The sequence below is a fragment of the uncultured Thermomonas sp. genome (genome assembly GCF_937872235.1).
Taxonomy (GTDB): Bacteria; Pseudomonadota; Gammaproteobacteria; order Xanthomonadales; family Xanthomonadaceae; genus Thermomonas; species Thermomonas beijingensis.
In genome coordinates this window covers 25,847-48,781 of sequence record NZ_CALMPC010000050.1, presented here as the reverse complement: position 1 = coordinate 48,781, position 22,935 = coordinate 25,847, and the positions used below count along the sequence as shown (strand labels likewise).

The window sequence follows — 22,935 nt, the reverse complement described above, 5'->3', positions numbered from 1 at the left end:
AATAACGCGATATCGAACCTTGTACCGTGTTTTTGATGCTCAAAGCCATCACGGTTCGATTGTCGGTCTTTGGCCAGTTGCAGGATTTCCCGGTCCACGGGGTAGCCAATGCGCTGGGTGAGTCAGATCGGTCAGATGTGATATCACGCTAGGCCATAGCAAGGCAAAGGCCACCTTGCGGTGGCCTTTGCCTTGCTATGGCGCTCCCTACGGGATTCGAACCCGTGTTTTAGCCTTGAGAGGGCCACGTCCTAGGCCTCTAGACGAAGGGAGCAATGAGGGGTGCCGATTGGACAATCGGCTCGGCGCTGGGGATTCCGGCGCTGAGCTTGTTAGTATAAGTGGCTGCGCAAGCCACTGGCAATGCGCCTTTCACTTCCTTTGACGCTGCGGTCTGGCCGCCACGCATGACTGAATCCCAATCCATTTCCACCGCTGTTGTCCCCAGCTTGCACGTGATTCCACGTGAAGCGCACAACATTTCCCGCAAACAGATGAGCCAAGGCACACTGCGTGTGCTGTACCGCCTGCGCGAGGCCGGCTTTGCGGCCTATCTGGTGGGGGGGGCGGTGCGCGACTTGCTGGTGGGCGGTGAGCCCAAGGATTTTGACGTGGCTACCGATGCCACTCCCGAGCAGGTCAAGGCGCTGTTTCGCAATTGCCGCTTGATTGGGCGCAGGTTTCGCTTGGCGCATGTGGTGTATGGCCGTGAAATCATCGAAGTGGCCACCTTTCGCGCCAATGGCGGTGATGACGAAGGCGACCGCCTGACCGACGATGGCGGCCGGCTGCTGCGCGATAACGTGTACGGCAGTATCGAGCACGATGCGGTACGCCGCGACTTCACCGCCAACGCGCTGTATTACGCGATTGAAGATTTTTCGGTGCGCGATTACGTGGGGGGGTTTGCAGATGTGCAGGCACGGGTGCTGCGCCTGATTGGTGAGCCGGAAGCGCGCTATCGCGAAGACCCGGTGCGGATGCTGCGGGCGGCGCGGTTGGCGGCCAAGTTGGGATTCACGATTGCGCCGGCCACCGCCGAACCGATTGCACGGTTGGCCCCGTTGCTGGCCGATGCGTCGCCGGCGCGTTTGTTCGAAGAAACCCTGAAGATGTTCCTGTCGGGTCATGCAGTGGCCAGTTTTGAATTGCTGGAAGCGCATGGATTGTTGCCGGTGTTGTTGCCGGAAACGGCGCAAGCCTTGCAGTCCAACAAGTCGGGTGCGTTGCGGCGGATGCTGGTGCAGGGCTTGCGCAACACCGATGCGCGGGTGCATGCCGATCAGCCGGTGTCGCCGGCGTTCTTGTATGCGGTGTTGCTGTGGCCAGCGTATTGCCGTGCTTTGGCGCTGCTGCAAGCACAGGGCGTGCATGCGGCCGAAGCGCAGCGGCGTGCGGCCGATCGCGTCACCTTGCACCAAGTGGCGCGGATTGCGTTGCCGCGGCGGTTTTCGCAACCGATGCAGGAAATCTGGCTGTTGCAACCGCGCTTCACCTTGCGTCTGCGCAAGCGGGTGTTCCGCCTGCTGTCGCATCCGCGGTTTCGGGCCGCGTTCGATTTCCTCGAACTGCGCTTGGCGGCTTCGGACTCGCATGCTGACGACGTGGCGTTCTGGCGCGAGGCGCAGTTGCACCCCAGCGATGCCACTGCCGACAGCGCGCAAGATCGTCTGACCCCCGACGAGATTGGCAATGATGCCATTGCCGAGGCGGGCGACGCCCCGCGCAAACGTCGGCGTCGGCGTCGGCGTCCCACCGACACCCGTCCCGCCGCCGAATGAGGGCGCCGGTACACGCGGCAGTGGGTTTAGGTGCCAATCTGGGCGATTCCACCCACGCAGTGACCAGCGCCATCCATGCGCTGGCTCAGCTGCCGGAGACCGAATTGCTGAGCGCATCGCGCCTCTATCGCACGCCGGCGTGGGGGCGGGTGGATCAGCCGGATTTCATCAATGCAGCGGTGCTGTTGAACACCACATTGACCGCCCCGGCCTTGCTGGCGCAGTTGCTGGAAATCGAACGCAATGCAGGCCGGCAGCGCGGCGGCGATACCGCGGCACTGCGCTGGGGGCCACGGGTGCTGGATCTGGACCTGCTGCTGTATGGCGATGCCGTGATCAACGTCCCCGGCTTGCGGGTGCCGCATCCGTATCTGCACGAGCGTGCGTTTGCACTGGTGCCGTTGGCCGAGATCGCAGCAGAGATGGTCTTTCCCGGATATGGCAGTGTGGGTGAGGCGCTGCGGCAGGTGGATGCGCAGGGCGTGGAAGCGATTGCCGTTCAGGCTGCTTCATCTGCGCGATAATGCGCGATTGCCCTGTTGGAAGCCCGCAATGAGCGTGCATGCCGAATCGAAGTCCTGGAGCGTGCCGCAGCTTGCGCAGGCGCGTGCCGCCGGCCGCAAATTGGTGATGTTGACCTGCTATGACGCCAGTTTTGCGCGGGTGCTGGATGCTGCGGGTATTGATCTGATCTTGATCGGCGATTCGTTGGGGATGGTGGTGCAGGGCCACGAATCCACCTTGCCGGTACAGGTGGATGACATCGTGTACCACACCGCAGCGGTCGCGCGGGCGGCCAAACATCCGCTGAAAATTGCGGACTTTCCGTTTGGCAGTGACGGTAGCCCGGCGCAAGCATTTGCCGCGGCGGTGCGGTTTATTCAAGCCGGCGCGGCGATGGTCAAGTTGGAAGGTGCGGGCCACAAACTCGGCACCATTCGCTATTTGGTGGAACGCGAAATCCCGGTGTGCGCGCATCTGGGCCTGACCCCGCAGTCGGTGCTCACGATGGGTGGCTTCAAGGTACAAGGGCGCGAGCAATCTGCCGCCGAGCGTTTGCAGGCGGAAGCCTTGGCCGTGGCAGAAGCCGGTGCGGCTTTGCTGGTGTTGGAGGGCGTGCCGGCCACGTTGGCTGCGCAAATTACCCAGGCCAGCCCGATTCCCACCATCGGGATTGGGGCAGGTGCCGGCTGTGATGGGCAAGTGTTGGTGTTGCATGACTTGTTGGGTATCGACACTGGGCATCGCAAACCCAAATTCGTCAAGGATTTCCTGGCCGAAGGCGGCTCGATTGCCGGCGCGGTGCATGCCTATGCCGAGGCGGTGCGCGCAGGCACGTTTCCGACCATGGAGCACAGCTACGCATGATTGAAACCATCACCCAGCTTGCGGCATTGCGCGAGCGTATTCGCCAGTGGCGGCGCGACGGCCAGACGGTGGGTTTCGTGCCGACCATGGGTAACCTGCATGCCGGCCATTACTCACTGGTTGCACTGGCGCGGCAGCATGTGGACAAAGTGGTGTCCAGCGTGTTCGTCAATCCCACCCAGTTTGGCCCCAACGAAGATTTTACCCGCTATCCACGCACGCCCGACGCCGATACCAGCGGCCTGCATGCGGCTGGCTGCGATATATTGTGGTTGCCGGAAGTGGAAGCGATGTACCCGTTCGGTGTGCCGTTGGCCTCGAATGTGCATGTCCCCGGAATCAGCAGCGTGCTGGAAGGTGCGTGCCGCCCCGGCCATTTCGATGGTGTGTGCACGGTAGTGACGCGCCTGTTCAATCAGGTGCAGGCGGATGTGGCGGCGTTCGGCAAAAAAGACTTCCAGCAGTTGGCGGTGATCCGGCAAATGGTGGTGGATTTGCACATGCCCACCGCCATTCTCGCCGGCGCGATCGTGCGTGAAACCGACGGCCTGGCGATGAGTTCGCGCAACCAGTATTTGTCGCAGGCCGAGCGCGCCACCGCGCCGGGCATTCATCGTTGCTTGTTGGCGATGCGCGATGCCGCGCAGGCCGGCCAGCCGCGTGCACAAGTGGAAGCCGATGCCGACGCACAACTGCGTTCGGCAGGCTTCGTACCGGACTACGCGGTGCTGCGTTGCCCCGATTTCAGCGAGCCGCAGGATGGGCAGGCGGGCGCAAGGGTTGCGCTGATCGCGGCACGTCTGGGGCGGACGCGGTTGATCGACAATCTGGAATTTGAATTGCCCGGATAAATTGCGGTTTTTGGAATGTTGCAGTGCGGCATTTGCGTCTTATACTGCAGCCTCAATGCGGCCAACGCCGTCATGCACCATCGGAGTCAAGCCATGCAACTGACCCTCCTCAAGGGCAAGATCCACCGCGCCACCGTCACCCATGCCGAGCTGCATTACGAAGGCTCCTGCGCAATTGACGGGCGTTTGCTGGATATTGCCGGTATCCGCGAATACGAGCAGATCCACATCTACGACGTCACCAGTGGCGAGCGCTATTCCACGTATGCCATTCGTGGCGAAGAAGGCAGTGGGGTGATTTCGGTCAACGGCGCGGCCGCACACAAATCACGGGTGGGTGATCTGGTCATCATCTGCGCCTATGTGCAGTGCGATGCCGAAGAAGCCAAGGCCTACAAGCCCACCTGCGTGTATGTGGACCGCAATAATCATCTGACCCACACCAATCATTCGATGCCCCAACAGGCGGCCTGACCATGACAAGCCTGCTGGACGGTCTGGATGCACATGCACAGCGACTGGCCAGCAGCACGCTGGTCAATTTGATTGCAAACGATCCGGCGCGCGCGCAGGAATTTGCCCTGCGTTGCGGCCCGTTGTACGCCAATTTTGCGCGTCAGCGTTATGACCGCACGGCGCTTGATGCGTTGTTTGATCTTGCCAAGCGCGCTGATCTTGCAGGCGCCATGCAACAGCTGTTGGGTGGTGAAACCGTCAACGGCACTGAAGGCCGTGCGGCTTTGCATAGTGCATTGCGCGGCGGCGTGGCAACGTCGGCTTTTGCGCTGGCGGCGCGTGCGCAAGCGCTGTCTGCGCAGCTAAGGATGCGCGAGTTGATCGACGCGCTGGCAGCCAGTGATGTGACCGACATCGTATCCGTTGGCATTGGTGGTTCTGATCTTGGGCCGCGTTTGATTGTGGATGCATTGGCGCGGCCGGGTGCGCGTTTCCGCGTGCACTTCATTTCCAATGTCGATGGCAATGCGGCGCGCCGCGTGCTGGCAGGGCTAGATCCGGCCAAGACCGCCGGAGTGGTGATTTCCAAAACTTTCGGCACCCAGGAGACCCTGCTCAATGGCGGCATTGTGCGGGAGTGGTTGGGCAACAATGACCGCTTGTACGCGGTCAGCACGAATGCGCAACGGGTAGCCGATTTTGGCATCCCGCCGGAACGCACCCTACCAATGTGGGACTGGGTGGGCGGGCGTTATTCGCTGTGGTCGGCGGTGGGTTTTCCGATTGCCTTGGCGCTGGGCATGGATCGCTTCGAGCAATTGCTGGAAGGCGCAGCCGCGATGGATACGCACGCGCTGCACGCGCCGTTGCATGGCAATATCACGGTCTGGCACGCGCTCACTGCGGTGTGGAACCGCAACGGCCTGCACGCCGCCACCCAAGCCGTGCTGCCGTATGACGACCGCCTGAAGTTGTTGCCCAATTACTTGCAGCAGCTGGTGATGGAAAGCCTGGGCAAATCGGTGCGCGTGGATGGCAGCGACATCGCTGCTGACACCGTGCCGGTGTGGTGGGGTGGGGCGGGCACCGATACCCAGCACAGTTTCTTCCAAGCCCTGCATCAAGGCACCCAGATCGTGCCGGCCGATTTCATCGGCGTGGTCAAGGCCGACCACCCGCACGCGGCCAACCATGCCGCACTGCTTGCTAACCTGTTGGCACAAACCGAGGCATTGGCCAACGGCCAGGACAGCGACGACCCGCATCGCCGCTATCCCGGCAATCGCCCCAGCACGCTGTTGCTGCTGGATGCACTGACCCCGCAATCCTTGGGCATGCTGATTGCGTTGTATGAGCACAGCGTGTATTTGCAATCGGTGTTGTGGGGGATCAACGCCTTCGATCAATTCGGTGTCGAGCTGGGCAAGCAAGTGGCCAGTCGCTTGCTGCCAGCGCTGCGTGGTGAAAGCCAAGCCCATGACGCGGTGACGCGGGCGCTGTTGGCGGTGATTCATGGGTAGGGAATTACGTTCGCAGTGAAGATAGTGGTTGCATGTTTCTTGCACACTGCCTACAATGCGCGACTCTGCTGCGGGGTGGAGCAGTCTGGCAGCTCGTCGGGCTCATAACCCGAAGGTCGCAGGTTCAAATCCTGCCCCCGCTACCAAGTTTCAGTGTCGATTCAACGGCATCGGGCTCGGGCTCGCGAAAGTATCTCCAGGCTTTCGCAATCCAGTGTCATCGGAAAAGGGCCCAATGGGTCCTTTTTCGTTTTCAGATATCGGAATTTCACACATCCGTTTTTGCGATAGGCGCACCGTGACAGACAAGGCTGACGAAATTGCTGCGTTGCTGGCTCCAACCATTGCATCGATGGGCTTGGAGTTGCTGGGTATTGAATATTTGCCGGCATCGGGCAGTGCGTTGTTGCGTCTGTATATCGATGTGCCCCCAGCAGAGGCTGCTACGCGCAATGTGGGCATTGAAGAATGCGAGGCGGTGAGCCGTGAAATTTCCGCACAACTGGATGTAGCCGACCCCATTAGCGCGAACTACACCTTGGAAGTGTCTTCACCGGGGATTGATCGCCCGCTGTTTGGTGTGGCGCAGTTTGCGCGCTTTATTGGTGCGACTGCAAAGGTCACACTGAAGCTACCGCAGGATGGGCGTCGTCGCTTGCAAGGGGAGATTTTGCGAGTGGAAGGCCAACAGATCCTGTTCGCTGTGGACGCTCAAGAGCTGGCCGTGGATGCCGCTAACGTGGACAAGGCCAAACTTGTCCCTGACTGGGTAGCGCTCGGTCTGGCGCCAGCACAAGACAAGTCCGGACGCGATGCGCGGCCAGGCAAGCAAAAAGCGTCGGCGGGCAAAAAGCCCACGGCAAAGAAAAACCCAACCAACAAGACGGCGGCCGCTGGGTCGCCAGATGCGGAGTAAGCGGGCATGAGCAAAGAACTATTGCTGGTCGTCGATGCGGTGGCTGCCGAAAAAGGTGTGCCGGAATCGGTCATCTTGGAAGCCATCGAGGCGGCATTGGCTTCAGCGGCAAAGAAGCGCTATATCGACCAAGACGTGCTGGTGCGCGTACAGATCGACGCCAAAGACGGCAGCTACGAAACTTTCCGCCGCTGGGAAGTGGTGGCCGATGACGTAGTGATGGAGTCACCGGATCGTCAGGTGCGCCTGATGGATGCGCTGGACGAAAGCGATGAAGTGGAAGTGGGTGATTACATCGAAGAACAAATCGAAAATCCCGACTTCGGCCGGATTGCTGCGCAAGCCGCCAAGCAGGTTATCGTGCAGCGCGTACGCGAAGCCGAGCGCCAGCAAGTGGTGGATGCGTGGAAAGATCGCGTGGGCGAATTGATCACCGGTGTGGTCAAGCGTGTGGAACGCGGCAATATCTATGTCGATCTGGGCGGCAACGCCGAGGCCATCATCGCCAAGGACAAGGGCATTCCGCGCGACGTGTTGCGTACCGGCGACCGCGTGCGTGGTTATTTGTTCGACGTGCGCAGCGAGTCGCGTGGCCCGCAGCTGTTCATCAGCCGCGCAGCCCCGGAATTCATGATGGAGCTGTTCAAGCTGGAAGTGCCGGAAGTCGGTCAAGGTTTGGTATCGATCATGGCGTGCTCGCGTGATCCGGGTGACCGCGCCAAGATCGCGGTGTTGGCGCATGACAACCGTACCGATCCGATTGGTGCCTGCATCGGGATGCGCGGTTCGCGTGTACAAGCGGTCACCAATGAGCTCAACGGCGAGCGCGTGGATATCGTGTTGTGGAGCGACAACCCGGCGCAATTCGTGATCAATGCAATGGCACCGGCGGAAGTGCAGTCGATCATTGTCGATGAAGACAAGCACTCGATGGATATCGCGGTGGCTGAAGAAAACTTGGCCAAGGCGATTGGTCGTGGTGGTCAGAATGTGCGCCTGGCCAGTCGATTGACCGGTTGGCAGCTCAATGTAATGACCGCCGATCAAGTGCAGGCCAAGACCGAATCCGAGCAAGCGGCGGCGCGTCAGTTGTTTGTAGACAAGTTGGAAGTGGACGAGGAAATCGCCGGCATCCTGGTGGGTGAAGGCTTCAACACAGTCGAAGAAATTGCCTATGTGCCGGTGGCCGAGTTGCTGGCGGTGGAAGGCTTTGACGAGGATATCGTCGAAGAGTTGCGTTCGCGCGCGCGCGATGCGTTACTGAACGAGGCACTGGCCGCCGAAGAAGGCTTGGAAGAGCATCAGCCGGCTGCAGATCTGCTAGGTCTTGCCGGAATGGACGAAGCCACGGCCTATGCCCTGGCCGAGCGTGGCGTGCGTACCCGCGAAGATCTGGCCGAAGCAGCTACCGATGAGATTGCCGATATTGAGGGCATGGGGGATGCGCGCGCCGCAACCTTGATCATGGAAGCGCGCAAGCACTGGTTCGAATGATGTATGGCACGGTGCGGGCCTGGGCCTGCATCGCTTGATTGGCCGGCGGGCAGAGATTTGTCATCGCGTCCGTCCTACAATCCACAGATTCGGTCACCTGCGAGGTGGCCAAAGACACCGGAAACCGAATGTCGCAGCAAACCACCATCCGCAAGCTCGCTGAACTGGTGAATACGCCGGTCGATAAACTGCTGGAACAACTGGCCGAGGCCGGTATGAAGTTCAGCGGTCCCGATCAGGTCATCACCAGTGCCGAGAAACTGAAACTGCACGGCTTTTTGCGTCGAGCCCACGGCAAGGATGAAAAGCCTGCCGAAGAGGCGATCGCATCGGGCAAGATCACCCTTAACCGCAGCCGCAAACAGGAGATTTCCGTTGGCAACGGCGGCAAGGCTGGGCGTGCAGCAGGCACCATTGAGGTCGTCACCCGCAAGAAAATCACCCTGAAGCCGGGTGAAGGGCGTGCGCAAACGGCAAACGAAAAGCTGGACGCCGAGCGCACCGATGCGCTGCGCAAGCTGGAAGAATCGCGCGCGCGCAACCTTGCCGAGCAACGAGCACTGGCCGAGAAAGACCGCCAGCGTGCAGAAGTGGTTGCGGAACAGAAGCGCGTGGAGCAAGAGCAACTCGAGCGTGTCGCGGCGGAGGCCGCTGCCGCCGCTGAAGCCGCGTTGGAGGATGCAGGCAAAACCAAAGGTCACGGCCATGGTCACGGCCATGGCGCGGCGCATCCCAAACCCGCAGCACCAGCGCGTGAGGCCGACAAGGCTGCCGTTGCTGCCAAGGGCAAGCCGCAAGTGCAGCGCGGGTCACATGTGATGGTGGCAGGGGTGGAAGATGATGACCGCACCGAGCGTTTCGCCGGGCAGTTGCATCTGTCAGCCTCCGATCGTGCCCGCCGTAGCAGCAATACGCGTGGCAAGGGCAAGCCCGCAGGGGGCAGCAAGCGCGCTTCGGATCAATCGCGCACCGGTACCGGGTTCAACAAGCCCACCGCGCCGGTGGTGCGTGAAGTGGCGATTGGGGATGCCATCACTGTGGCTGATCTTGCCCAGAAATTGGCGATGAAGGGCGGCGATGTGGTGAAGGCGCTGTTCAAGATGGGCGTGATGGCCACCATCACCCAATCCATTGACCACGACACAGCCGTGTTGATCACCGAGGAGCTGGGTCACAAGGCGGTTGCTGCCGGTGCCAACGATGCCGAGTCCGAATTGCTGGCGCACGCCGAGGAGGTGCAGGGCGAGAAGCAGCAGCGGCCGCCAGTGGTCACCATCATGGGCCACGTCGATCATGGCAAGACCTCGTTGCTCGACTACATTCGCCGCACCAAGGTGGCCACCGGGGAAGCCGGTGGCATTACCCAGCACATTGGTGCGTACCACGTTGAAACACCGAAGGGCGTGATCAGCTTCCTGGATACACCCGGCCATGCAGCATTTACCCAAATGCGTCAGCGCGGCGCCAAGCTCACCGATATCGTGGTGTTGGTGGTGGCGGCCGATGACGGGGTGATGCCGCAGACCGCGGAAGCGATCCAGCATGCCAAGGCGGCCAAAGTGCCGCTGATCGTGGCAATCAACAAGATCGACAAATCTGACGCTGATCCGTCGCGGGTCAAGAGCGATTTGTTGACTTATGAAGTGGTGGCCGAAGAATTCGGCGGCGATATTCAGATGGTGGAGCTGTCGGCCAAGACCGGGCAGGGTGTGGATGACTTGCTCGACGCCATTTTGCTGCAGTCGGAAGTATTGGATCTGCAAGCTGTATTCGAAGGCCGTGCCACGGGTGTGGTGATTGAATCTGCGTTGGACAAGGGGCGTGGCCCGGTGGCTACGGTGTTGGTGCAGCAGGGGCAATTGTCGAAGGGCGATTATCTGGTGTGCGGCATTCAATATGGCCGTGTGCGTGCCTTGTTTGATGAAAATGGCACGCAGGTGCAAGTCGCTGGCCCGTCGATTCCGGTGCAAATTCTGGGCCTGTCCGGCGTACCGGAAGCGGGTGATGATTTTGTGGTGGTGGCCGATGAGCGTCTGGCCAAGGATGTGGCCCAGCAGCGCGACACCAAGCGCCGCGAGTTGCGTTTGGTCGCCTCGGCGGGCAACCGCATGGAAGACATCCTGGCGCAGATGGGCGAAGGCAGCAGCCAGCAGCTGGCGCTCAACCTGGTGGTCAAGGCCGATGTGCACGGCACCATGCAGGCGCTACGCGAAGCCTTGACCGGGCTGTCCAACGACCAGATCAAGATCAATGTGATTGGCTCGGGCGTGGGCGGGATTACCGAGTCCGATGCGCAGTTGGCAGCCACCTCCAAGGCTGCCGTGATCGGCTTCAACGTGCGTGCCGATGCCTCGGCGCGCAAGGTGATTGATAACAACGGCATCGACCTGCGTTATTTCTCGATCATCTATGACGTGATCGATCAGGTGAAGCAGATTGCCTCCGGCGTACTGGGCAAGGAAGTGCGCGAAGAAATCATCGGTACCGCATCGGTGCAGCAGGTGTTCCGGCATTCCAAGTTCGGCTCGATCGCCGGCTCGGTGGTGGTGGAAGGTGTCATTCGCAAGGGCAAGCCGATCCGTGTGCTGCGCGACGATACCGTCATCTTCTCGGGCGAATTGGATTCGCTGCGTCGCTTCCAGGAGAACGTGGACGAAGTGCGCAACGGTACCGAATGCGGTATCGGCGTGAAGGGTTACGACCAGGTCAAGCCGGGCGACAAGATCGAATGCTTCGAACGCATCGAGGTACAGCGCACGCTGTAAGGCGCGCGCTTGGTCATGGCACAAAAATCATTCCATCGCACCGACCGCGTATCGGCCCAGTTGCGTCGTGAATTGGGCACGCTGGTACATGCCTTCGTGCGCGAGCACGGGCTGGCATCGTCCAGTGTGTCCGATGTCGAGGTCACTCGCGACATGGCACACGCCAAAGTGTTTGTGACGGTACTGCAGCCAGAACGTGCGTTGGACACCGTGAAAGCATTGAAGACACTGGCCCCCGAAATCCGCTATCAGCTGGCGCATGCCATGCGCCTGCGGCACGTGCCAGAGCTGCATTTTCACTATGATGAATCGGTGGATCGCGGCGAACGCATCGACAACCTCCTGCGCGACTTGCGCCCCAGTGGCTGCGCCGAATAACCCGCGCGAGCGCCGCCTGCGCACCGTGTTCCGCCGTCTGGATGGCATCTTGCTGCTGGACAAACCGCAGGGCTTGTCTTCGAATCAAGCCTTGCAGCGCGTACGGCATTTGTTTCGCGCCGAGAAGGGTGGGCATACCGGTAGTTTGGATCCGCTCGCTACCGGCTTGTTGCCGGTGTGTTTTGGCGAGGCCACCAAAATCGCCGGCGGCCTATTGGGCGCACGCAAGGCGTATGAAACCGTAGCACGGCTCGGGATTGTTACCGATACCGACGATGCCGAAGGCCAGCCACTGCGTGAGCGCCCGGTACCGGCGCTGACGCTGGATGTCATTGATGCTGCGCTCAAGCAATTGACTGGTCGCATCCTGCAACGCCCACCGATCTATTCGGCACTCAAGCGTGGTGGCGAGCCGTTGTACGTTAAGGCACGGCGCGGCGAGGTCATCGAGATCGAAGCACGTGAGATTGATGTCCACGCGTTTGAACTGCTCAATGCTGCCGATTTGCTGGATGCCGGCACGCCGCATTTGCGCCTGCATGTGGAATGCGGCTCCGGCACCTATGTGCGCAGTCTGGTGCGTGATCTGGGTGAACTGTTGGGCTGTGGCGCGCACGTGGCGCAGTTGCGCCGGCTTTGGGTGGATCCGTTCCGCGAACCGCGTATGTGGACGCTGGATGCTTTGCAAGGCCTGTTGGAGCAGGCGGGAGAGCGCGTGCTGGATGCCTGCCTGTTGCCCATCGAGGCGGGCATGGCGTCGTGGCCGCAGGTGCGCGTCAATCAGCCGCAGGCACATTATCTGGGCTTTGGGCGCAGCCTGCACGGGCCTTATCAGCACACTGGGCAGGTGGCGATTCTTGACGAGCAAGGGCGTGGGCTGGGCCTGGGTGAAGTGGACGCCGATGGCAGCCTGCGTCCATCCCGCTTGTTTCGCTGGGCGCTGAGCCAGCCGGCCGTGGCTGATGCCGTCGGCTGAGCCAGATTGCGTGCCAGCGCATATCGGATGTCTTATGTTGCATTGCCGCATGGCTGCTGGCGGGCTATAATCCCGCTGCTCACTGGAGCATATCCGGTTTTGGAGTCCCCGATTCTGGATTTCCTTACCTTCACCATCACGGCGAGCCGTGCGGTGCCGGCGAATCCCTCGCCTGTTCCTGCCGGTCACGCGACTACGAGGCAACCATGTCCATCGATTCCCAGAAAGTCATCAACGAACACAAGCGCGGCGACAACGATACCGGCTCGCCGGAAGTGCAAGTCGCCCTGCTGACCGCACGCATCGAACTGCTTACCGAGCACTTCAAGGCACACAAGCAAGATCATCACAGCCGTCGTGGCTTGCTGATGATGGTCAATCGTCGCCGCAGCCTGCTCGACTACTTGCACCGCAAGGATGGCGAGCGTTACAAGGCGCTGATCGGCAAACTCGGCCTGCGTCGCTGATTGAATACCCACCGCGGCGCAGAAATGCGCCGCGGTTCGTTTTTGCAGTACGAAACATTTATCGCGGCCATGCCGCATCCCCGCATCGCAACACGCGATGCAGCGCAGCAAGCGGGGCTTGCCTGCGTTGACGAATCAAGACAAATCAAGGATTCCCAAAGTGGCGAAAATCACCAAGTCATTCCAGTTCGGCAAGCAGCAGGTGACGCTGGAAACCGGCGAAATTGCACGTCAGGCAGGCGGCGCGGTCATGGTCTCTTGCGACGGCACCGTGGTGCTGTGCACCGCTGTGGCGGCCAAAACCCAGCGCGAAGGGCAGGACTTCTTCCCGCTCACCGTGGACTACCAGGAGAAGTTCTACGCCGGTGGCCGCATCCCCGGTGGCTTCTTCAAGCGCGAAGGCCGCGCCACTGAAAAAGAAACGCTGACCAGCCGCTTGATCGACCGTCCGCTGCGTCCGCTGTTCCCGGAAGAATTCAAGAACGAAGTGCAGGTCATCGCTACGGTGATGTCGCTGAACCCGGAAGTGGACGGCGACATCCTGGCGCTGATCGGCTGCTCCGCTGCCGTCGCCCTGACCGGTGCACCGTTCCAAGGCCCGATCGGCGCCGCCAAGGTTGGCTACAAGGATGGTCAGTATCTGCTGAATCCGTCCGTTAGCGAGCTGAAAGAATCGCAGTTGGAGCTGGTGGTTGCCGGTACCCAAGACGCCGTGCTGATGGTGGAATCCGAAGCCGCCGAGCTGTCCGAAGATGTGATGCTGGGCGCGGTGATGTTTGGTCACCAGCAGATGCAGATCGCCATCGATACCATCAATGCGTTGGTGGCCGAAGCCGGCAAGCCGAAGTGGGATTGGCAGGCGCCGGCCAAGAACGACGCCCTGATCGCCGCGCTGAAGGCCGCCATTGGCGACAAGCTGGCGGCCGCCTTCCAGGTGCGCGACAAGCTGGAGCGCAAGGATGCCATCTCCGCGCTGAAGAAGGCGGTGCTGGCCGAGATCGCTCCGCAGATCGAAGCCAACGGTTGGAGTGCCGGTGAAGCCTCCAAGGAATTCGGCGAGCTGGAATACCAGACCATGCGCGGCTCGGTGCTGGCCACCAAGGTCCGCATCGACGGCCGCGCGCTCGACACCGTGCGGCCGATCAGCTCCAAGGTCGGCGTGCTGCCGCGCGTGCACGGCTCCTCGCTGTTCACCCGTGGCGAAACCCAGGCGATTGTTGCCGTGACCCTCGGCACCGCGCGTGACGGCCAGGTCATCGACGCCGTCGCCGGCGAGTACAAGGAACACTTCCTGTTCCATTACAACTTCCCCCCCTACTCGGTGGGTGAGGCTGGCCGCATGATGGGCCCGAAGCGCCGCGAGATCGGTCACGGCCGCCTCGCCAAGCGCGGCGTGTTGGCGGTGATGCCGACCATGGAAGCCTTCCCGTACACCATCCGCGTGGTCTCCGAGATCACCGAGTCGAACGGCTCTTCCTCGATGGCGTCGGTCTGCGGCAGCTCGCTGGCGCTGATGGATGCCGGCGTGCCGGTCAAGGCACCGGTCGCGGGTATTGCCATGGGCCTGGTCAAGGAAGGCAACGAGTTCGTGGTGCTGAGCGACATCCTCGGCGACGAGGATCATCTCGGCGACATGGACTTCAAGGTGGCCGGTACCAGCAACGGCGTCTCCGCGCTGCAGATGGACATCAAGATCCAGGGCATCACCGAGGAAATCATGAAGGTGGCGCTGGCGCAGGCCAAGGCCGGCCGCCTGCACATCCTGGGCGAGATGGCCCATGCGCTGACCGCGCCGCGCGGCGAGCTGTCCGAGTTCGCGCCGCGCCTGCTGACCATCAAGATCCACCCGGACAAGATCCGCGAAGTGATCGGCAAGGGCGGTTCGGTGATCCAGGCGATCACCAAGGAAACCGGCACCCAGATCGACATCCAGGACGACGGCACCATCACCATCGCCTCGGTCAACGCCGCCGCCGGCCAGGCCGCCAAGTCGCGCATCGAGCAGATCACCTCCGACGTCGAGCCGGGCCGGATCTACGAAGGCAAGGTCGCCAAGATCATGGACTTCGGTGCATTCGTCACCATTGCCCCGGGCAAGGACGGACTGGTGCACGTCTCGCAGATTTCCGGCGAACGCGTGGAGAAGGTGTCCGACGTGCTCAAGGAAGGCGATCTGGTCAAGGTCAAGGTGCTGGAAGTGGACAAGCAGGGCCGCATCCGCCTGTCGATCAAGGCTGTCACCGAGGGCGAGGGCGCGTAAGCATTTGACTTGCCATCAGGGATAAAAAACGGGCCGCAAGGCCCGTTTTTTTTTGAATGGATTTGCGCTCGCCAGGATGGGGGAACAGGGGCTTGCGCATCACTCTGCCGGCTGTTCGTACCGCCCAGGTCTTGGGTTGAGTGTGCCGCAGTGCGTGCAGGTGCGTAGCTGGTCGCCACGATAAAAATGGTCGAACACGCGGAAGAAGTCCTGCTCGATATCGACCAAGTGAAAGTGCTCGGCGTACAACTTGTGATTGCAGTGCACGCAGAACCACATCAGTGCATCGTCCTCGTACGGCAGGCGCTTGCGCTCGATCACCAGCCCGACTGAATTCGCCATCCGCTGCGGCGAATGCGGCACCCGCGGCGGCAGGTAGAACACCTCGCCGGCGCGGATCGGGATGTCGCGCAGCGTGCCGCGCTCGCCGTCGAAGTCCTCCTGCACCCGCAGGACCATTTCGCCTTCCAGCTGGTAGAACCACTCTGGCCCTTCCTCGAAGTGGTAGTCGGTGCGGGCGTTCGGCCCGCCGACCACCATCACGATGAAGTCCTCCTGCACGATGCACTTGTTGCCGACCGGCGGCTGCAGCAAGTGGCGGTGTTCCTCGATCCAGGCGTGCAGGTTGAAGGCGGCGGGCAGCATGGGCTCAGTCCTCGATCCGGGCGATGCATTTGAGTTCAATGGCGATCGGCGTGGGCAGCGCGGTGATGCCCAGGGTGGTGCGGCAGGGTGCGCTGGCGGCATCCGGGAAATGCTCGGCCCACACGGCGTTGTACGCATTGAAGTCGCGCGCCATGTCGGTGAGGTAGACGGTGACGTCCACCAAGTCCTCCCAGCGCGCGCCGCTGGCGGCCAGTACTGCGCGGACATTGCTGAAGACAGCCCGCGCCTGCGCCTCGATGTCGTACTTGCGCAAGCGCCCGTCGGCGAAATACTCGTTGCCGGGAATCGAATTGTCGGCCGGGTTGCGTGGGCCAATGCCGGACAAATACAGGGTGTTGCCAAAACGGCGTGCATGCGGGTAATGGCCCACGGCGGTCGGTGCGCCACTTGCGTGGATGCCACTCATGCCTGCGGGCCGCGACGCTCAGCCACGCCTGCGACCGCCCACGCATAGTTGGCTTCCAGTACTTCCGGCGAATCCACGTCCATCCCCAGTTCGCGCACACGGCCATCGGCCAAGCTGTACACCCAACCGTGGACCGCGAGTTGTTGCCCACGCGCCCATGCATCGGCAACCACCGTGGTTAGGCACACGTTTTCCGCCTGCTCGATGGCGTTGAGTTCGCACAGCGCATCATGGCGCTCGCTTGCGGCAAGCTTGTCCAGCAACGCTGCATGCTTTTGCGCCACATCGCCCACGTGGCGGATCCAATTGTCGACCAACCCCAACCGCGTGCCGTGCAATGCCGCACCCACGCCACCGCAGCCGTAGTGGCCGACGACCAGGATATGTCGTACCTTCAGCACATCCACCGCAAATTGAATGGTGGACATGCAGTTGAGATCGGTGTGCACCATGACATTGGCGATATTGCGATGTACAAACACTTCACCCGGTGCCAACCCCATGATCTGGTTGGCCGGCACGCGTGAATCGGAGCAGCCGATCCACAAGTATTCGGGGGTTTGCAATTTTGAAAGGCGCTCGAAGAATGTGGGGTCTTCGCGGGTCACCTTGTCTGCCCAGTCACGGTTGTTGCGCAGCAGGATTTCGAGTTCTTTTTTCATGGCGTGTCGTGTGCTGAGGGAGAGGGTAGGGCGATGCCGACGTTGCGTGGATCGGTAAAGAAGCGCATCGCTTCCAGTCCACCCTCGCGGCCCAGCCCGGATGCACCGGTGCCGCCAAATGGGGTACGCAAGTCGCGCATCAACCACGTATTGACCCAGACGATGCCCACCCGCAGTTGCGCGGCGAACCGATGTGCGCGGGTGAGGTTGCACGTCCACACGCTGGCGGACAGGCCATAGTCGGAGGCGTTGGCCAGTGCCAGGGCTTCGTCATCGTTGTCGAACACTTGCAGGGTGACGACCGGGCCGAAGATTTCCTCACGGTTGGTCGCGCAGCCCGGGCCGAGGCCTTCGATCACGGTGGGTTCGATGAACCAGCCTGGGCGGTCCAGCGCCGCGCCACCGCAGAGCACGCGGCCGCCTTCGGCGCGCGCGCGTTCGATGGCGGCCATCACCTTGTCGAAATGCGCCTGCGAGACCATCGGACCGAGTTGCGTGCCAGCTTCGAGCGGTGCGCCGAGGCGCAATGCGCGCGCACGCGCGACGAAGGCATCGCGGAATTCATCATAAATAGTGCGATCGATCAAAAGGCGCGAGCCACACAAACAAATCTGCCCGCTGTTCTGGAATGCGCTGCGTACCAACGTATCCAGATTCGCGCGCCAGTCGCTGTCGGCGAATATCAGCGTGGCGTTCTTGCCGCCCAATTCCAGCGAGATTTTTTTCAGCAGAGGTCCGGTCAACCCGGCTATGCGCCGACCCACCGCTGTGCTGCCGGTGAACGAGACCGCTTTGACCTGCGCATGCGTTACCAGCGGCTCGCCCACCGCCGGCCCCAAGCCATGGACGATATTCAGCACACCCGGCGGTAGGCCCACCTTCAGCGCAAGTTCGCCCAACATGGTCGCGGTGGCGGGGGTGATTTCAGAGGGTTTGGCTACCACCGCATTGCCGGCAGCCAACGCTGGCGCGATCTTCCAGGTGAACAGGTACAGCGGCAGGTTCCACGGGCTGATGCAGCCAACCACCCCCAGCGGCAGGCGCAGGGTGTAATTCAGGCCGGCCTCGCCGTGGTGGGACTCGCTGGCGAACTGGGTGGCGGCGTGCGCGAAGAAGCGTAAATTGGAGACGGCGCGCGGGATCTCGATGTCGCGCGCCAGCGCAAGCGGTTTGCCGGCGTCGATGGCTTCGGCGTGGGCGAATGCGTCGAGCTGTGCTTCCAGCGCATCGGCCAGGTGGTTCAGGTGGCGCGCGCGTTGGCTGCTGGAAAGCGCCGCCCAGCCCGCTGCGGCCGCGCTGGCGACGGCCACCGCGGCTTCGACAGTGCTGGCATCGCCATCGGCAACCTCGGCATACGGCTGCGCTTGGGCGGGGTCGAACACGGGTCGCCAGTGCGAGTTGGTGGTTGCGCCGCAGGTCGCGCCGATGACATGTCCAAAGCGTTGCATGGGTACAGCTTACCCGTCACGCCGGCCTTGCGGCAGTACTGGCAGTACCGGCATTGGGCGCAAGTCGTTGAATTTGCGATTGTCATGCAGATTGCGCATAATGGCCGGCTCCCGTTCATCGGGAGCTCGCCCGAACGCGTCTGCCGCACACCGCGCCAGATGGCCGAGGGCTAATCGGCCGGCATCCCGCCGGCGACATCCACGAGGAAATCACTATGCGTCATTACGAAATCGTGTTCCTGGTCCATCCGGATCAGAGCGAACAGGTCCCGGCGATGATCGAGCGCTACAAGAGCGCGATCGAAGCAGGCAATGGCAAGATCCACCGTCTGGAAGATTGGGGCCGTCGCCAACTGGCTTACCCGATCCAGAATTTGGTCAAGGCCCATTACGTGCTGCTCAATATCGAAGTCGAGCAAGCCGTGCTGGATGAAATGGTGGACGGCTTCCGCTTCAACGATGCCATCTTGCGCCATCTGGTGATGCGCCGTGATGACGCTGTGACCGAGCAGTCCTTGATCATGAAAAACAAGGACGAAAAGGGTGACAAGCCCGAGCGTGGCGAGCGCCGCCGCCGTGATGATGAGAGCGACAGTGCCATTGGTACTGGCGATTCCGAATCCGCCGAAGCCGCCTAAGCCCGCCCCCCAGGAGCACACCCATGTCCAAGTTCTTCCGTCGCCGCAAGTTTTGCAAGTTCACCGCCGAAGGCGTGACCGAGATTGACTACAAGGATCTCAACACACTGCGTCAGTACCTGACCGAAACCGGCAAGATTGTCCCCAGCCGCATCACTGGCACCAAGTCGCGTTATCAGCGTCAGCTGCAGGCCGCCGTCAAGCGCGCCCGCTTCCTGGCCCTGATCCCGTACACGGATAACCACAACGTCTGATGTTGCACGTGCCCGGTGTGGCGTGGCTTGGTTGACCGTACGCATCCTCATTGACGGCAGTCAATTGCGGTGCGCACGACATCCCGCTCCCGGCCATACCTTCGCAGCCTGTGCGCCACTGGATAACACTGAACTCTACACCCGTCCATTCGGACAGCAACCGTTGCGGTGCGATCAGCGTCGCTAACGAATACGGAGCAATTCCATGCAACTGATTCTTCTGCAAAAAGTCACCAATCTCGGCAACCTCGGCGACAAGGTCGATGTGAAGCCGGGCTACGGCCGCAACTTCCTCGTCCCGCAGGGCAAGGCTGTACCGGCCACAGCTGCCAATATTGCCGAATTCGAAGCCAAGCGCGCTGACTACGAAGCCAAGGCTGCTGCCAACTTGGGCGCCGCCAATGCGCGTCTGGCCAAGCTGGCCGATGCCAGCGTCACAGTGGCTGCCAATGCGTCGACCGAAGGCAAGCTGTACGGCTCGGTGGGCCCGCGTGAAATCGCTGAAGCCCTGACCAAGCAGCTGGGGATTGAAGTGAACAAGTCCGAAGTGGTGATGGGCGAAGGCCCGCTGCGCCACACCGGCGAGTTCGAGGTGCATGTGCATCTGCATGCCGACGTCAACACCACCGTCAAGGTGGTGGTGGTGCCGGAAGCCGCTTAAGCGTGCAACGCTGTACGTGGTTTGCAACAGGCGCCGCAAGGCGCCTGTTGTGTTTTCGGGATGGCGTGTCGCAGGAAATGAGATGCCCACCGGTTATCCACAAACTTATCTGCAACATTTGCTTGCAGGGACGGCTAGGATGACGGCTTGCATCGAACACTCACGATCGACCCGCACTGACGGGTCACTCATCGCTTGGCAAAGGACGTGTTACCGCCAATGAGCGTAAAGCAGGGTTTCCGCCCCGACTCCAGTTTCCAGACCCGCAATGAGCAGCGGATCGAGCAGCTGCGCGTGCCGCCACAATCAGTGGATGCCGAGCAGGCGGTGCTGGGGGGGTTGATGCTCGATCCTTCTGCATTCGACCGCGTGGCTGATCTACTCAATGCCGAAGATTTTTATCGACGTGATCATCAGCTGATCTATCGCGCCATACGTGAATTGGTGGAAAAAAATCAACCCTGCGATGCGGTGACGGTGGGCGATTGGTTTGAGTCGCAAGGTGTTGCCGAGCAAGTGGCAGGAGGCGCTTATTTGATCGAACTGGCCGCCACCACACCCAGCGCCGCCAACATCAAAGCGTATGCCGACATCGTGCGCGACAAGGCGGTACAACGCAAATTGATTGATGTGGGCACTGCGATCGTCAACGATGGCTTTCAGCCTGAGGGGCGTGGTTCCAGCGAGTTGCTGGCGAAAGCCGAAAGCGAAGTGTTCGCAATTGCCGAAGGCCATTCGCGCGGGCGGCAGGATTTTGTGCCGATCAAACGTGCCTTGAATGAAGCATTTGATGTGCTGCAAAAACGCGCCGAAAGCGGCAGTGGCGTGACCGGGTTACCGACCGGCTATGTGGAGTTTGACGAGATGACAGCGGGCCTGCAGCCCACCGATTTGGTCATCCTAGCGGCACGCCCGGCAATGGGTAAAACCACATTGGCATTGAATATCGCGGAGTATGGCGCGATCAAATCGAAGAAAGCGGTGGCGGTGTTTTCGATGGAAATGTCATCCTCGCAATTGGCGCTGCGCTTGATTTCCTCGCTGGGCCGGGTCAATGCCACGCGCCTGAAGACCGGTGATCTGGAGGATGAAGACTGGAGCCGTGTCACCGGTGCCATTGCGCAAATGAGTGGCATCAAGATTTTCATCGACGACACCCCCGGGCTGTCACCCGAAGTGCTGCGTGCCAAGTCGCGTCGGCTCAAGCGCGAACATGATTTGGGCTTGATCGTGATCGACTATTTGCAGCTGATGGCGGTCCCCGGCAACAGTGAAAACCGCGCCACCGAAATCTCTGAAATCAGTCGATCACTGAAGGGCTTGGCGAAAGAATTGAATGTGCCGGTGATTGCCCTGTCACAGCTCAACCGCTCGTTGGAAACCCGCACCGACAAGCGTCCAGTGATGGCCGACTTGCGTGAATCTGGTGCGATCGAGCAAGACGCCGACATGATCGTGTTCATCTATCGCGATGAGTACTACAACAAGGACAGCTCGCCGGACAAAGGCTTGGCCGAAATCATTATCGGCAAACACCGAAACGGCCCCACCGGCAGCTTCAAGCTGAAATTCTTTGGTGAATACACACGCTTTGATAATTTGGCGCACGATACCGTTGGCAGTTACGAATAAGCGACGCCGGTCATGAGCGAAACCATGAGCCAACGCCCCACCCGCATCGTGGTGGACCTGGATGCACTCAGTCACAACTTGCAAGTGATCCATGCGCATGTGCAGGTACCGGTGATGGCGATTGTCAAAGCCAATGCCTACGGGCATGGCTTGGTGCGGGTGGCGCATCATTTGCAGGCACAGGGTGTCACCCAATTTGGGGTGGCGTTTGCCGAGGAGGCACTGACCTTGCGGCGTGCCGGCATCAGCTTGCCAATTTTGGTGCTGGGCGGGATCCTGGGCCGGCAAGTGGGGCAATTGATCCAGCACGATCTGGAAATTACGGTGTCGTCACTGGACAAGCTGCGCAAAGTCGAGGCCGCCGCAGAGCGCTTGCAACGCAAAGCGGTGATCCATCTGAAGATCGACACCGGGATGGAGCGCATTGGCGTGCACAGCTACTCCTGCGCGGCATTCATTGAGGCGGCGGTGGCGTCCACGTGGTGTGTACTGAAAGGCGTGTACTCGCATCTGGCTTGCGCCGATGATCCGCACTCACCGAAAACAGCCCAGCAGTTGGAGCGATTCTTGCAGGCTTGCGCGCACTTCGAGCGTATTGGTGCGCCGATGCCGATCCGTCATTTGGCCAATTCCGGCGGCGTGTTGCACTTCCCGGAAACGTGGCTGGATATGGTGCGCCCCGGCATCATGTTGTATGGCGTGCTGCCCGATCCGGCGGCATATCGCAGCGTGGATATTCGTCCTGCGTTATCACTGCTCTCGCAGGTGGTGTACTTCAAAGTGGTCAAGGCCGGCAGCAGCGTCAGTTACGGTGCAACCTGGGCACCCGCGCAGGATACCCATGTGGTCACCGTGCCGATTGGCTATGGCGATGGCTACCCGCGGGCGCTATCCAACCGTGGCCAAGTGTTGATTCGGGGTCAGCTTCACCCCATCGTTGGCCGCTTGTGCATGGATCAATTCATGGTGGACCTTGGGCCGCACGGCAGCGCGTATGTCGAGGACGATGTGGTGCTGATTGGTCCGCAAGGTGAGCAAATCCTCACCGTCGAGGATGTCGCGGCGTGGGCCGACACCATTGGTTATGAAATTCTGACCCGCTTCAACGAGCGCATTCCGCGTGAATATGTGGGTGGGCCAAACATCCGTTGACCCTGCGCAAAGCGCGTGATTCACTCGCCAATATGCAAGGGGAGAAATCGGATGGCCGCAGCACCCGCAGCACCCGTAACACCAGCATCAGAATCGGTATCGGCACCGAAGCAGGCATCGCGGCCGGCAGCAAAACCGCGGCTGAAGCGTAGTGCCGATGCCGCAACCGGTGTACGGCCGAAGC

General features: G+C 61.1%; 23 protein-coding genes and 2 tRNA genes. 20 read left to right on the top strand and 5 right to left on the bottom strand.

Features of this window, described 5'->3' with window-relative positions; translation table 11 throughout:
* Positions 1-198 precede the first annotated feature (198 nt).
* A tRNA-Glu gene (locus tag QWB57_RS04195) sits at positions 199-274 on the bottom strand.
* 133 nt (positions 275-407) lie between these two features.
* Between QWB57_RS04195 and pcnB the strand changes: the two genes are divergently transcribed.
* The 14 genes from pcnB to pnp all read left to right on the top strand — a co-directional run bounded on the left by pcnB (position 408) and on the right by pnp (position 15,232).
* Positions 408-1,781 (top strand): polynucleotide adenylyltransferase PcnB, encoded by a 1,374-nt coding sequence (gene pcnB / locus QWB57_RS04190; RefSeq protein WP_288968467.1) that lies wholly within the window; start codon positions 408-410, stop codon positions 1,779-1,781.
* The gene (gene folK, locus QWB57_RS04185; RefSeq protein WP_223627443.1) at positions 1,778-2,305 is read left to right on the top strand and encodes a 2-amino-4-hydroxy-6-hydroxymethyldihydropteridine diphosphokinase; all 528 of its coding nucleotides are present in this window, start codon (positions 1,778-1,780) and stop codon (positions 2,303-2,305) included. Before pcnB ends, folK begins: the two co-directional genes overlap by 4 nt.
* A gap of 28 nt (positions 2,306-2,333) precedes the next feature.
* Positions 2,334-3,149: a 3-methyl-2-oxobutanoate hydroxymethyltransferase gene (panB, locus tag QWB57_RS04180; protein ID WP_223627445.1), complete on the top strand. Its 816-nt coding sequence runs from the start codon at positions 2,334-2,336 to the stop codon at positions 3,147-3,149.
* Positions 3,146-4,000, top strand: coding sequence for a pantoate--beta-alanine ligase (gene panC / locus QWB57_RS04175; RefSeq protein WP_223627447.1), 855 nt, complete (start codon positions 3,146-3,148; stop codon positions 3,998-4,000). Before panB ends, panC begins: the two co-directional genes overlap by 4 nt.
* A 93-nt stretch (positions 4,001-4,093) precedes the next feature.
* Positions 4,094-4,474 (top strand): aspartate 1-decarboxylase, encoded by a 381-nt coding sequence (gene panD, locus QWB57_RS04170; protein ID WP_223627449.1) that lies wholly within the window; start codon positions 4,094-4,096, stop codon positions 4,472-4,474.
* Positions 4,471-5,976: a glucose-6-phosphate isomerase gene (gene pgi / locus QWB57_RS04165; protein WP_223627752.1), complete on the top strand. Its 1,506-nt coding sequence runs from the start codon at positions 4,471-4,473 to the stop codon at positions 5,974-5,976. The genes panD and pgi overlap by 4 nt, the downstream gene beginning before the upstream one ends.
* Before the next feature lie 69 nt (positions 5,977-6,045).
* A tRNA-Met gene (locus tag QWB57_RS04160) sits at positions 6,046-6,122 on the top strand.
* Positions 6,123-6,274: 152 nt separating this feature from the next.
* The gene (gene rimP / locus QWB57_RS04155) at positions 6,275-6,892 is read left to right on the top strand and encodes a ribosome maturation factor RimP (RefSeq protein ID WP_223627451.1); all 618 of its coding nucleotides are present in this window, start codon (positions 6,275-6,277) and stop codon (positions 6,890-6,892) included.
* Between the two features lie 6 nt (positions 6,893-6,898).
* Positions 6,899-8,386: a transcription termination factor NusA gene (gene nusA, locus QWB57_RS04150; RefSeq protein ID WP_223627453.1), complete on the top strand. Its 1,488-nt coding sequence runs from the start codon at positions 6,899-6,901 to the stop codon at positions 8,384-8,386.
* Positions 8,387-8,514: 128 nt separating this feature from the next.
* Positions 8,515-11,151: a translation initiation factor IF-2 gene (gene infB, locus QWB57_RS04145; RefSeq protein ID WP_288968465.1), complete on the top strand. Its 2,637-nt coding sequence runs from the start codon at positions 8,515-8,517 to the stop codon at positions 11,149-11,151.
* A gap of 15 nt (positions 11,152-11,166) precedes the next feature.
* Positions 11,167-11,529, top strand: a complete 363-nt coding sequence (rbfA, locus tag QWB57_RS04140; RefSeq protein ID WP_223627457.1) for a 30S ribosome-binding factor RbfA — start codon at positions 11,167-11,169, stop codon at positions 11,527-11,529.
* Positions 11,513-12,505 carry a tRNA pseudouridine(55) synthase TruB gene (truB, locus tag QWB57_RS04135; RefSeq protein ID WP_288968462.1) on the top strand — a complete coding sequence of 331 codons (993 nt, stop codon included), beginning with the start codon at positions 11,513-11,515 and terminating at the stop codon, positions 12,503-12,505. Before rbfA ends, truB begins: the two co-directional genes overlap by 17 nt.
* 206 nt (positions 12,506-12,711) lie before the next feature.
* Positions 12,712-12,972, top strand: a complete 261-nt coding sequence (gene rpsO / locus QWB57_RS04130; protein ID WP_223627461.1) for a 30S ribosomal protein S15 — start codon at positions 12,712-12,714, stop codon at positions 12,970-12,972.
* A gap of 160 nt (positions 12,973-13,132) precedes the next feature.
* Positions 13,133-15,232, top strand: coding sequence for a polyribonucleotide nucleotidyltransferase (gene pnp, locus QWB57_RS04125; protein WP_288968460.1), 2,100 nt, complete (start codon positions 13,133-13,135; stop codon positions 15,230-15,232).
* 99 nt (positions 15,233-15,331) lie between these two features.
* On the opposite strand, the gene QWB57_RS04120 is transcribed toward pnp, so the two are convergent.
* Genes QWB57_RS04120 through QWB57_RS04105 form a run of 4 tightly spaced genes read right to left on the bottom strand, consistent with a single transcriptional unit; the run spans position 15,332 to position 18,414 of the window.
* Positions 15,332-15,877: a 3-hydroxyanthranilate 3,4-dioxygenase gene (locus QWB57_RS04120; RefSeq protein ID WP_288968459.1), complete on the bottom strand. Its 546-nt coding sequence runs from the start codon at positions 15,875-15,877 to the stop codon at positions 15,332-15,334.
* A 4-nt stretch (positions 15,878-15,881) separates the two neighbouring features.
* Complete coding sequence (locus QWB57_RS04115) at positions 15,882-16,304, bottom strand: RidA family protein (protein ID WP_288968458.1); 423 nt, start codon at positions 16,302-16,304, stop codon at positions 15,882-15,884.
* Positions 16,301-16,966, bottom strand: coding sequence for a carbonate dehydratase (can, locus tag QWB57_RS04110; protein ID WP_223627471.1), 666 nt, complete (start codon positions 16,964-16,966; stop codon positions 16,301-16,303). Before can ends, QWB57_RS04115 begins: the two co-directional genes overlap by 4 nt.
* Positions 16,963-18,414 (bottom strand): aldehyde dehydrogenase, encoded by a 1,452-nt coding sequence (locus tag QWB57_RS04105; protein ID WP_288968456.1) that lies wholly within the window; start codon positions 18,412-18,414, stop codon positions 16,963-16,965. The genes can and QWB57_RS04105 overlap by 4 nt, the downstream gene beginning before the upstream one ends.
* 215 nt (positions 18,415-18,629) lie before the next feature.
* On the opposite strand from QWB57_RS04105, the gene rpsF reads away from it, so the two are divergent.
* The 6 genes from rpsF to QWB57_RS04075 all read left to right on the top strand — a co-directional run bounded on the left by rpsF (position 18,630) and on the right by QWB57_RS04075 (position 22,903).
* Positions 18,630-19,052, top strand: coding sequence for a 30S ribosomal protein S6 (gene rpsF / locus QWB57_RS04100; RefSeq protein WP_223627475.1), 423 nt, complete (start codon positions 18,630-18,632; stop codon positions 19,050-19,052).
* Between the two features lie 23 nt (positions 19,053-19,075).
* Complete coding sequence (gene rpsR / locus QWB57_RS04095; RefSeq protein WP_223627477.1) at positions 19,076-19,306, top strand: 30S ribosomal protein S18; 231 nt, start codon at positions 19,076-19,078, stop codon at positions 19,304-19,306.
* A 205-nt stretch (positions 19,307-19,511) separates the two neighbouring features.
* On the top strand, positions 19,512-19,967 hold the full coding sequence (rplI, locus tag QWB57_RS04090) for a 50S ribosomal protein L9 (protein ID WP_223627479.1): 456 nt from the start codon (positions 19,512-19,514) through the stop codon (positions 19,965-19,967).
* A gap of 219 nt (positions 19,968-20,186) precedes the next feature.
* The gene (locus QWB57_RS04085; protein ID WP_223627481.1) at positions 20,187-21,599 is read left to right on the top strand and encodes a replicative DNA helicase; all 1,413 of its coding nucleotides are present in this window, start codon (positions 20,187-20,189) and stop codon (positions 21,597-21,599) included.
* 24 nt (positions 21,600-21,623) lie between these two features.
* The gene (gene alr / locus QWB57_RS04080; RefSeq protein ID WP_223627483.1) at positions 21,624-22,751 is read left to right on the top strand and encodes an alanine racemase; all 1,128 of its coding nucleotides are present in this window, start codon (positions 21,624-21,626) and stop codon (positions 22,749-22,751) included.
* Entirely contained in the window at positions 22,748-22,903 is a 156-nt protein-coding gene (locus tag QWB57_RS04075; protein ID WP_223627485.1) for a hypothetical protein, read from the top strand. Before alr ends, QWB57_RS04075 begins: the two co-directional genes overlap by 4 nt.
* The last annotated feature ends 32 nt before the right edge of the window (positions 22,904-22,935 follow it).

What these genes read in the sequence shown, in the direction of transcription:
- can (WP_223627471.1), bottom strand. Translation starts at nt 16,966, where the DNA reads ATGAAAAAAGAACTCGAAATCCTGCTGCGCAACAACCGTGACTGGGCA.
- QWB57_RS04120 (WP_288968459.1), bottom strand. Translation starts at nt 15,877, where the DNA reads ATGCTGCCCGCCGCCTTCAACCTGCACGCCTGGATCGAGGAACACCGC.
- QWB57_RS04115 (WP_288968458.1), bottom strand. Translation starts at nt 16,304, where the DNA reads ATGAGTGGCATCCACGCAAGTGGCGCACCGACCGCCGTGGGCCATTAC.
- pcnB (WP_288968467.1), top strand. Translation starts at nt 408, where the DNA reads ATGACTGAATCCCAATCCATTTCCACCGCTGTTGTCCCCAGCTTGCAC.
- rplI (WP_223627479.1), top strand. Translation starts at nt 19,512, where the DNA reads ATGCAACTGATTCTTCTGCAAAAAGTCACCAATCTCGGCAACCTCGGC.
- rpsO (WP_223627461.1), top strand. Translation starts at nt 12,712, where the DNA reads ATGTCCATCGATTCCCAGAAAGTCATCAACGAACACAAGCGCGGCGAC.
- panD (WP_223627449.1), top strand. Translation starts at nt 4,094, where the DNA reads ATGCAACTGACCCTCCTCAAGGGCAAGATCCACCGCGCCACCGTCACC.
- folK (WP_223627443.1), top strand. Translation starts at nt 1,778, where the DNA reads ATGAGGGCGCCGGTACACGCGGCAGTGGGTTTAGGTGCCAATCTGGGC.
- QWB57_RS04105 (WP_288968456.1), bottom strand. Translation starts at nt 18,414, where the DNA reads ATGCAACGCTTTGGACATGTCATCGGCGCGACCTGCGGCGCAACCACC.
- rpsF (WP_223627475.1), top strand. Translation starts at nt 18,630, where the DNA reads ATGCGTCATTACGAAATCGTGTTCCTGGTCCATCCGGATCAGAGCGAA.
- infB (WP_288968465.1), top strand. Translation starts at nt 8,515, where the DNA reads ATGTCGCAGCAAACCACCATCCGCAAGCTCGCTGAACTGGTGAATACG.
- panC (WP_223627447.1), top strand. Translation starts at nt 3,146, where the DNA reads ATGATTGAAACCATCACCCAGCTTGCGGCATTGCGCGAGCGTATTCGC.
- nusA (WP_223627453.1), top strand. Translation starts at nt 6,899, where the DNA reads ATGAGCAAAGAACTATTGCTGGTCGTCGATGCGGTGGCTGCCGAAAAA.
- rpsR (WP_223627477.1), top strand. Translation starts at nt 19,076, where the DNA reads ATGTCCAAGTTCTTCCGTCGCCGCAAGTTTTGCAAGTTCACCGCCGAA.
- rbfA (WP_223627457.1), top strand. Translation starts at nt 11,167, where the DNA reads ATGGCACAAAAATCATTCCATCGCACCGACCGCGTATCGGCCCAGTTG.
- panB (WP_223627445.1), top strand. Translation starts at nt 2,334, where the DNA reads ATGAGCGTGCATGCCGAATCGAAGTCCTGGAGCGTGCCGCAGCTTGCG.
- alr (WP_223627483.1), top strand. Translation starts at nt 21,624, where the DNA reads ATGAGCCAACGCCCCACCCGCATCGTGGTGGACCTGGATGCACTCAGT.
- QWB57_RS04085 (WP_223627481.1), top strand. Translation starts at nt 20,187, where the DNA reads ATGAGCGTAAAGCAGGGTTTCCGCCCCGACTCCAGTTTCCAGACCCGC.